The sequence below is a fragment of the Vibrio sp. 10N.261.51.C6 genome, from assembly GCF_041471785.1.
Lineage (GTDB): Bacteria > Pseudomonadota > Gammaproteobacteria > Enterobacterales > Vibrionaceae > Vibrio > Vibrio crassostreae_C.
In genome coordinates this window covers 170,342-179,885 of sequence record NZ_JBFRPB010000022.1, presented here as the reverse complement: position 1 = coordinate 179,885, position 9,544 = coordinate 170,342, and the positions used below count along the sequence as shown (strand labels likewise).

Here is a 9,544-nt window from a genome sequence, read left to right as displayed (position 1 = left end):
CTCGGCGCACCATAAAAAAGCCCACTCCGAAGAGTGGGCTTTGAGCATTTATATCCGCTTATCAGCGATACACTTTAGGCGATTAAGCTTGAGAAGCTTTAACCTGAGCGTGTAGCTCTTGAACTGAAGTTACTGACGTTTTCGCGTCTGCAGTGTGCGCCATACAAGTCGCGAATGCAGCGTTTAGCGTAGTCGTGTAGTTAACTTTCTCAGCAAGTGCACCACGACGAAGAACTTTAGAATCTTCAATCGCTTGACGGCCAGCTGCAGTGTTCACGATGTACGTGTACTCGTTGTTCTTGATACGGTCAAGAATGTGAGGACGACCTTCGTGTACCTTGTTTACTAGACGTGGGTTGATGCCCGCTTCGCCAAGGATAACCGCAGTACCGTGAGTTGCGTCTAGCTGGTAACCAAGCTTAGATAGCTTAGATGCTAGGTCAACAACACGCTCTTTGTCGCCTTCGCGAACAGAAAGAAGTGCACGACCGCCTTCTGGGTAGATGTTACCACAACCCAATTCAGCTTTAGAGTATGCTTCTGCGAACGTCGCACCAACACCCATAACTTCACCAGTAGAGCGCATTTCTGGGCCTAACAGTGGGTCAACACCAGGGAACTTGTTGAATGGAAGTACAACTTCTTTCACTGAGTAGTAAGGTGGGATGATTTCTTTCGTAAAGCCTTGAGACTCTAGAGATTGACCCGCCATTACACGAGCGGCAATCTTAGCGATTGGCGCACCAGTTGCTTTAGATACGAATGGAACCGTACGTGCTGCACGAGGGTTAACCTCGATTAGGTACACTTCATTGTTCTTAACAGCAAACTGCGTGTTCATCAGACCACGAACACCCAACTCGAACGCTAGCTTTTCAACTTGCTCGCGCATTACGTCTTGGATTTCTTGGCTTAGCGTGTATGCAGGAAGAGAACATGCTGAGTCACCAGAGTGAACACCCGCTTGCTCGATGTGCTCCATAATACCGCCGATTACAACGCGCTCACCGTCACAAATCGCATCTACGTCTACTTCAACAGCGTCATCTAGGAAGCTATCAAGTAGTACTGGAGATTCGTTTGATACGCTAACTGCTTCGTTGAAGTAGCGACGTAGGTCTTGCTCGTCGTATACGATTTCCATCGCACGACCACCAAGTACGTAAGAAGGACGTACAACCAGTGGGAAGCCGATTTCACGAGATTTCTCTACCGCTTGCTCCATTGTTGTTACTGTCGCGTTTTCTGGTTGAAGTAGGCCTAGACGGTCTACAGCAACTTGGAAACGCTCACGGTCTTCTGCACGGTCGATTGCGTCTGGGCTAGTACCGATGATTGGTACGCCAGCAGCTTCAAGAGCACGTGCCAGTTTAAGTGGCGTTTGACCACCGTACTGAACGATAACGCCTTTTGGCTTCTCAACACGAGCGATTGCTAGTACGTCTTCCAGAGTTACTGGTTCGAAGTACAGACGGTCAGACGTATCGTAGTCTGTAGAAACTGTCTCAGGGTTACAGTTAACCATGATAGTTTCGTAGCCATCTTCACGTAGCGCTAGTGATGCGTGTACACAACAGTAGTCAAATTCAATGCCTTGGCCGATACGGTTTGGACCACCGCCTAGAATCATGATTTTTTCTTTGTCTGTTGGGTTTGCTTCACACTCGTCATCGTAAGATGAGTACATGTAAGCCGTATCTGAAGAGAACTCAGCTGCACACGTATCTACACGCTTGTATACCGGGTGGATATCGTATTGGTCACGTAGACGACGGATTTCGCTTTCCGCTACACCTAGAATCTTAGATAGGCGCGCATCAGCAAAACCTTTACGCTTAAGCTTGTTTAGCTCGTCTTTATTTAGACCAGCAAAGCCTTTCGCTTTAAGTTCTTGCTCTAGCTTAACGATGTCTTCGATTTGAACTAGGAACCAACGGTCGATTTGCGTTAGGTTGAATACACCATCTACCGACATACCAGCACGGAATGCGTCAGCGATGTACCAAATACGCTCTGCGCCAGCTTCTTTAAGTTCGTGACGGATAGTCGTTAGAGCATCTGGTGCGTCTAGGTCTACCATTTCGTCAAAACCAGTCGCGCCAACTTCTAGGCCGCGAAGTGCTTTTTGTAGAGATTCTTGTTGGTTACGGCCGATAGCCATAACTTCACCAACCGACTTCATTTGCGTCGTTAGGCGGTCGTTAGCACCTGCAAACTTCTCGAAGTTAAAACGAGGAATCTTAGTTACTACGTAGTCGATTGTTGGTTCGAATGATGCTGGAGTTGCGCCGCCAGTGATGTCATTCATTAGCTCGTCTAGCGTGAAGCCAACAGCCAGTTTCGCTGCAATCTTAGCGATTGGGAAACCTGTTGCTTTAGAAGCTAGTGCAGAAGAGCGAGATACACGTGGGTTCATCTCGATGATAACCATACGGCCATCTTTCGGGTTGATACCAAACTGTACGTTTGAACCACCTGTTTCAACACCAATCTCACGCAGTACTGCTAGAGATGCGTTACGCATTAGTTGGTATTCTTTATCTGTCAGCGTTTGAGCTGGAGCCACAGTGATTGAGTCACCTGTGTGAATACCCATTGGGTCGAAGTTTTCAATCGCACATACGATGATGCAGTTGTCGTTTTTGTCACGAACCACTTCCATCTCGTACTCTTTCCAACCGATAAGTGATTCATCGATAAGAAGTTCATTAGTTGGAGATAGATCCAAACCACGACGACAGATTTCTTCAAATTCTTCTTTGTTGTAAGCGATACCGCCACCAGTACCACCCATCGTGAACGATGGACGAATGATACAAGGGAAGCCAACCATGTCTAAAACTTTGTAAGCTTCTTCCATCGTTTTCGCTGTATCAGCAGTTGGACACTCAAGGCCAATTGCTTTCATTGCTTTATCGAAGCGTGAACGGTCTTCTGCTTTATCGATAGCGTCAGCCGTTGCACCAATCATTTCAACACCGAACTCTTCAAGAACGCCGTGCTTTTCTAGGTCTAGAGCACAGTTCAATGCAGTTTGGCCACCCATAGTAGGTAGAACTGCATCAGGCTTCTCTTTAGCGATGATGTTACGCACAACTTCCCATTGGATAGGCTCGATGTAAGTTGCATCTGCCATGTCTGGGTCAGTCATGATTGTCGCTGGGTTCGAGTTCACAAGAATAACTCGGTAACCTTCTTCGCGAAGCGCTTTACAAGCTTGAGCACCAGAGTAATCGAACTCACATGCTTGGCCGATAACGATCGGGCCAGCACCTAGAATAAGAATACTTTTAATGTCAGTACGTTTTGGCATTGTCTACTACTCCGAATTACGCTGTGTGCTGTTTGATTAGTTCAATAAAGTGGTCGAATAACGGCGCTGCGTCTTCTGGACCTGGGCTCGCTTCAGGGTGACCTTGGAAGCTGAATGCTGGTTTGTCTGTACGGTGAATACCTTGTAGAGAACCATCAAATAGTGATTTGTGCGTTGCACGTAGTGTCTCTGGAAGGGTTTCTTCGTCAGCAGCAAAGCCGTGGTTTTGCGAAGTAATCATCACAACATCACGATCTAAATCTTTAACCGGGTGGTTTGCGCCGTGGTGACCAAACTTCATCTTCACTGTCTTAGCGCCTGACGCAAGAGCAAGAATCTGGTGACCTAGACAGATACCGAAGATTGGTAAGCCTTTTTCTAGGAACACTTTTGTCGCTTCAATTGCGTAAGTACATGGTTCTGGGTCACCAGGGCCATTTGAAAGGAAAACACCGTCTGGGTTCAGAGCAAGTACTTCTTCAGCTGAAGTCTCAGCAGGAACAACCGTTAGGCGGCAGCCGCGGTCAACAAGCATTCGTAGGATGTTTCGTTTTGCACCGAAGTCATAAGCAACAACGTGGTATGGCAATTCTGAGTCTGCTTTCGCTTCAGGAAGTCCACCCGTAAGCGTCCACGAACCTTGTTTCCATTGATACGCTTCTTTTGTTGTAACTTCTTTCGCAAGGTCCATACCTTTCAGGCCAGGGAATTCTTTTGCTTTAGCTAGAGCCAAAGCTTCGTCTAGGTTTCCGTCGTTTACTGAAGAGCCAGCTACAATACAACCGTTCTGTGCGCCTTTTTCACGAAGAATACGCGTCAACTTACGAGTATCAATATCAGCGATACCAACAACGTTTTGCGACTTAAGGTAATCAGAAAGGGATTGTTCATTACGGAAGTTAGAAGCGATTAGAGGGAGATCGCGAATCACAAGGCCTTGAGCGTGGATTGAAGAAGATTCTTCGTCTTCGGAATTGGTTCCGGTATTGCCAATGTGAGGGTAAGTAAGGGTAACGATTTGTTGAGAATAGGAAGGATCAGTGAGGATTTCTTGGTACCCCGTCATCGAGGTATTAAAAACGACTTCACCAACTGCAGAACCTACAGCGCCAATGGCTTCACCGTGAAATACTGTCCCATCTTCTAGGACGAGTAGTGCTGACTTCTTCAAGACAACCTCCAGAAATAAAAATGCATTAAAATTGATTTAATTTGCAAATCTACCTTCCTGAAACACCAAAAACTGCGTGTTTATGGAAATTAGACAAATTGGCGGTATTTTAGTGATCTGCGTGATACGTGTCAACATTTAACTCAAAAGAAATTAAACATTTGTAAGGACTAATTCAATTTACCCCCTCAAAGCTCCAAAAGTTCAACTTTCATGCGCATTTAGCTCGAATATTACGATTTTCTAATTTTCACTCCTCATTTTAGCCAACCATAGAGTGATAAAAATATCAGCAACAAAACGCAATCGATAAATACCAAGAGAAAACATGACAATTTAAAGATCTAAAACAAAAAACACACTAAAGACCACATAAACAGCATAGAAATGGAGTCAAAAAGGCGATAAGAAGAAAGTAGAAGGAAGATCGGAGAAGTGAGATTACTAAGGAAAATGCACCAAATAAAGAAAGCGCCGGCAATTGCCAGCGCATAAATATCTATTTATAGGTCATTCAAACCAAGCACATCCGTCATGGTATAAAAGCCTGCTGGTTTATCATTTAACCAAACCGCGGCCTTGATTGCGCCATTAGCAAAGGTCATTCGATCAGTGGCTTTATGGGTAATTTCCACTCGTTCACCGATATCAGCAAACATAGCGGTGTGTTCACCAATAATGTCACCGGCACGAATCGTCGCGAAACCAATCTCATCTTTAGTGCGCTCGCCAGTAATACCCTCGCGTGACCATACAGCTACATCGTTCAGCTCATTGCCCATAGCACCCGCAATAGCTTCGCCCATACCAATCGCAGTACCTGACGGTGCATCGACTTTATGACGGTGATGAGCCTCAACGATCTCGACATCACAGTAATCGCCCATCACTTTAGCGGCCTTCTCTAGCAGCTTAAAGACCAGGTTCACACCAACGCTGTAGTTAGGTGCCATTACGATAGCCATCTCTTTTGAAGCAGCATCAATCACCTGCTTCTCTTCTTCAGAGAAGCCCGTTGTACCGATGATCAGTTTTTTACCGTGACGTTTACAAAGTTCAATATTCGCTAATGTGCTAACAGGGGCAGTAAAATCGACAATCACATCAAACTCTTCGATGGCTTTAGACAAATCATCGACTAAAGCAACATCAAAACGACCTTCACCGCATAACTCGCCGACATCTACGCCGACCAAAGATGACTCTGGACGCTCTGAACCAGCTCCAACACTTGCTTCTGAATTATGATGAGCGGCTTTCACCAAGTTGCGGCCCATGCGGCCCGCTGCTCCTGCAATTGCAATTCTTACCACTGCGAATATCTCCATTGTTTTGGTTACCGTTGCCACTTATCTCTTGCAGCAACGTTCAATCGATTAATCTCTTTAAACTAACAACAATCTCAAACTCAGGCTAGCAATTACGAAAACTCTTTTATTACTCGCTCTAAAATTGGCACATTTGCCTCTGGGAAGGCGTATTGATTCAATGATTCTAGGCTTACCCATTCACCTTGCTGACCTTCTTTACCATAAGGCTGCTCTTCAAAATCAGTCACGAGAATGAAATCGAACTTAAGTGACTTATCCGTGTAATCAAATTCAAGATGCTCAAACAGAGACTGCTCGGTCACCTTGATACCGACCTCTTCATCAAGCTCGCGAGTCATCGCTTGCTCAATAGTTTCGTCCTCTTCAACCTTGCCACCTGGAAATTCCCAGAAGCCACCTTTGTGCTTGTCATCTGGACGCTTAGTGATAAAGACCTGTGACTTATCTTGATTGAAGATAATACCCGCTACGATATGGATTCTTTTCATTGATGGTGTTCCTTAATAAAACGCTGAACTCACATAGTCCCTAAATACGTCATCCTCAAGAAAGAGGAACGACTGAGTTGGGGATCTAAAACTACGCGAGCCTAACTAAACAAGATTCCCTACTACGCTCACTCCTCGCTATAGGGAATGACAACTTCCTTGCGTAACAAAGTAAGCCATGAAATTTACATACAAAAAGAGCCGCCTAAGCGACTCTTTATATTCTATTTGTCAGTTTTATGAAGCTAAGTTGTAGTGTATGAGAGCAAGGCGGTGGCACGGAGCTTACGACTGTAAGTGAGTACCACCAACGCAGCTATCATGCGCTACAGCAACGATTCATTAAACTTACGCGATTTTACCGTGACACTGCTTGTACTTCTTACCGCTACCACATGGGCATGGCTCGTTACGGCCAACTTTACGCTCGTCACGCACTACCGTTTGTGGAGATGCCGCTTCAGCTTCATCGTCAGCTAGCTGGTTTTCAGCTGTTGCATGTTGCGCTTGTGCACGACGCGCCGCTTCTTCAGCTTGAGCTTGACGTTGAGCTTCCATCTTTTCAACTTCTTCTTGTTGCTGAACGCGCACTTTAGAAAGGATGGTAACAACGTCTGTTTTCAGTACATCTAGTAGGCCTTCAAACAGTTCAAACGACTCGCGCTTGTACTCTTGTTTCGGGTTCTTCTGAGCATAACCACGTAAGTGGATACCTTGACGAAGGTGATCCATCGCAGCCAAGTGCTCTTTCCAAAGGCCGTCTAGCGTTTGTAGCATCACAGATTTCTCGAAGTTACGCAGTACTTGAGCACCAACCACTTCTTCTTTCTGTTTGTACGAATCAACCGCCATACCAAGAATACGCTCACGCAATGCTTCTTCATAAAGCTTGTCGTCTTCGTCTAACCAACCTTGAATATCAAAGTCTAGATCGAAGTCATTCTTCAGACGATCTTGCAGACCCGCGATATCCCACATATCTTCAAGAGACTGAGGTGCGATGTATTCATCAATCACTGATGCCAATACATCTTCACGGTTGTGTTCGATCATCTCGCTGATATCGTCAGAGCTCATCAGTTCATCACGAAGCTCATAAACCACTTTACGTTGGTCATTGGCTACATCATCGTACTCAAGAAGCTGCTTACGAATATCGAAGTTACGACCTTCAACTTTACGTTGTGCTTTTTCAATTGAGCGAGAAAGCATCTTAGATTCGATCGCTTCGCCTTCGTCCATACCACTTTGGATAAGACCAGCCATACGATCCGATGTGAAGATACGTAGCAGAGAATCTTCCATTGATAGGTAGAAACGAGAAGAACCCGCATCACCTTGACGACCAGAACGACCACGTAGCTGGTTGTCGATACGGCGAGATTCATGACGCTCAGTACCAATGATGTGCAGACCACCTGACTCAAGCACTTTATCGTGGATTACTCTCCAGTCAGCTTTGATCTTCTCGATCTGCTCTTTGGTTGGATTCTCTAGCTTCTCAACTTGTGCCTGCCAGCTACCACCTAATACGATATCGGTACCACGACCAGCCATGTTAGTTGCGATAGTTACCGCACTCGGCATACCAGCTTGTGCAACGATCTCTGCTTCCATTTCGTGGAATTTAGCATTTAGAACGCTGTGCTTAATTTTTGCTTTTTTCAGTGCGTTAGACAGTAGTTCAGACTTCTCGATAGAAACCGTACCAACCAATGATGGCTGACCAGCAGCTACACGGTCTTTGATGTCTTCAATGATCGCATTGAACTTGTCTTCTTCGGTACGATAAACCACATCTGGCATATCGTTACGAACCATAGGCTTGTTGGTTGGGATAACCACTGTTTCTAGGCCGTAGATAGACTGAAATTCGAAAGCTTCTGTATCGGCTGTACCTGTCATACCTGACAGTTTTTCGTATAGACGGAAGAAGTTCTGGAATGTAATCGATGCTAGCGTCTGGTTTTCATTCTGAATCTTCACACCTTCTTTAGCTTCAACAGCTTGGTGTAAACCTTCAGACCAACGACGACCTGGCATAGTACGACCAGTATGTTCATCAACGATAACCACTTCGCCTTCTTCAGTAACGATGTAGTCGACGTCTTTCTCAAACAGTACGTGTGCACGCAGCGCTGCATTAACATGGTGCAATAGGCTGATATTAGTTGGAGAGTAAAGCGTGTCACCCTCTTCCATCAGGCCGTTTTTGACCATTAGCTCTTCTACAAATTCTTGACCGTTTTCAGTCAGGTGAACCTGTTTCGATTTCTCGTCCATGGTGTAGTGACCTTCACCACGGTACTCTTCAGAATCTTCTTTATCTTGGCGCTCAAGGTTAGGGATCAACGTGTTAATACGCGTGTAAAGATCTGAACTATCTTCAGCTGGGCCAGAGATAATAAGTGGAGTACGAGCTTCATCGATTAAGATTGAGTCAACCTCATCGACAACAGCAAAGAAGCGCTCACGTTGAACACGATCTTCAGCACGGAAAGCCATGTTGTCACGTAGGTAATCGAAGCCAAACTCGTTGTTTGTTCCGTATAGGATATCCGCTTGGTACGCTTCTTTCTTCTCTGGTGGAGCCATGTTTGGCACGTTTACGCCAACAGTCATACCAAGGAATTCAAATAATGGGCGGTTTGTTTCCGCATCACGCTTCGCTAGGTAGTCGTTCACCGTTACTACGTGAACACCTTTGCTAGGTAGGGCGTTAAGATAAGCTGGTAGGGTTGCTGTAAGAGTCTTACCTTCACCAGTACGCATTTCTGCAATTTGGCCAGCATTTAGAACCATGCCACCAATCATTTGCACGTCAAAGTGACGCATGCCGTAAACACGCTTAGACGCTTCACGTACCGTAGCAAATGCTTCAGGTAGAAGTTGGTCTAGCGATTCACCTTTATCTAAGCGCTCACGAAATTCAACCGTTTTTGCTTTTAGTTCTTCGTCTGAAAGTGCTTCAAACGTTGGTTCGAAGTTATTAATTTCTTTTACAATTTTTCTAAGGCGGCGCAGTGTTCTGTCATTGCGACTGCCAATTACCTTTGTCAGCAGCTTAGTAATCATGTGCTTGGAATCTCTTCGTTCTCAGATCGTCCGCGATCTATTTTAAATGCCGTCAGTGTCTCTACTAGCTATGAACTAGTCTTCAGTTACTAACCAAGGATACTGAGATAAATCTAGTATCTTTGATATTGTACTTGAGAGTAGAGTTTTCAAGGCTTGAGTTAAA

At 45.3% G+C, this 9,544-nt stretch carries 5 protein-coding genes; all 5 read right to left on the bottom strand.

Annotated elements, in window-relative coordinates:
• Positions 1-82: 82 nt before the first annotated feature.
• The 5 genes from carB to secA all read right to left on the bottom strand — a co-directional run bounded on the left by carB (position 83) and on the right by secA (position 9,378).
• Positions 83-3,313 carry a carbamoyl-phosphate synthase large subunit gene (carB, locus tag AB4375_RS07040; RefSeq protein WP_017059294.1) on the bottom strand — a complete coding sequence of 1,077 codons (3,231 nt, stop codon included), beginning with the start codon at positions 3,311-3,313 and terminating at the stop codon, positions 83-85.
• Between the two features lie 16 nt (positions 3,314-3,329).
• Positions 3,330-4,484, bottom strand: a complete 1,155-nt coding sequence (gene carA / locus AB4375_RS07035; protein ID WP_010434758.1) for a glutamine-hydrolyzing carbamoyl-phosphate synthase small subunit — start codon at positions 4,482-4,484, stop codon at positions 3,330-3,332.
• A gap of 503 nt (positions 4,485-4,987) precedes the next feature.
• Positions 4,988-5,812 carry a 4-hydroxy-tetrahydrodipicolinate reductase gene (gene dapB / locus AB4375_RS07030; protein ID WP_020628676.1) on the bottom strand — a complete coding sequence of 275 codons (825 nt, stop codon included), beginning with the start codon at positions 5,810-5,812 and terminating at the stop codon, positions 4,988-4,990.
• A 92-nt stretch (positions 5,813-5,904) separates the two neighbouring features.
• A complete protein-coding gene (mutT, locus tag AB4375_RS07025; RefSeq protein ID WP_372051246.1) occupies positions 5,905-6,303 on the bottom strand; it encodes an 8-oxo-dGTP diphosphatase MutT in 399 nt (132 codons plus the stop codon).
• A gap of 348 nt (positions 6,304-6,651) precedes the next feature.
• Entirely contained in the window at positions 6,652-9,378 is a 2,727-nt protein-coding gene (gene secA, locus AB4375_RS07020) for a preprotein translocase subunit SecA (protein ID WP_017069544.1), read from the bottom strand.
• Positions 9,379-9,544: the final 166 nt, after the last annotated feature.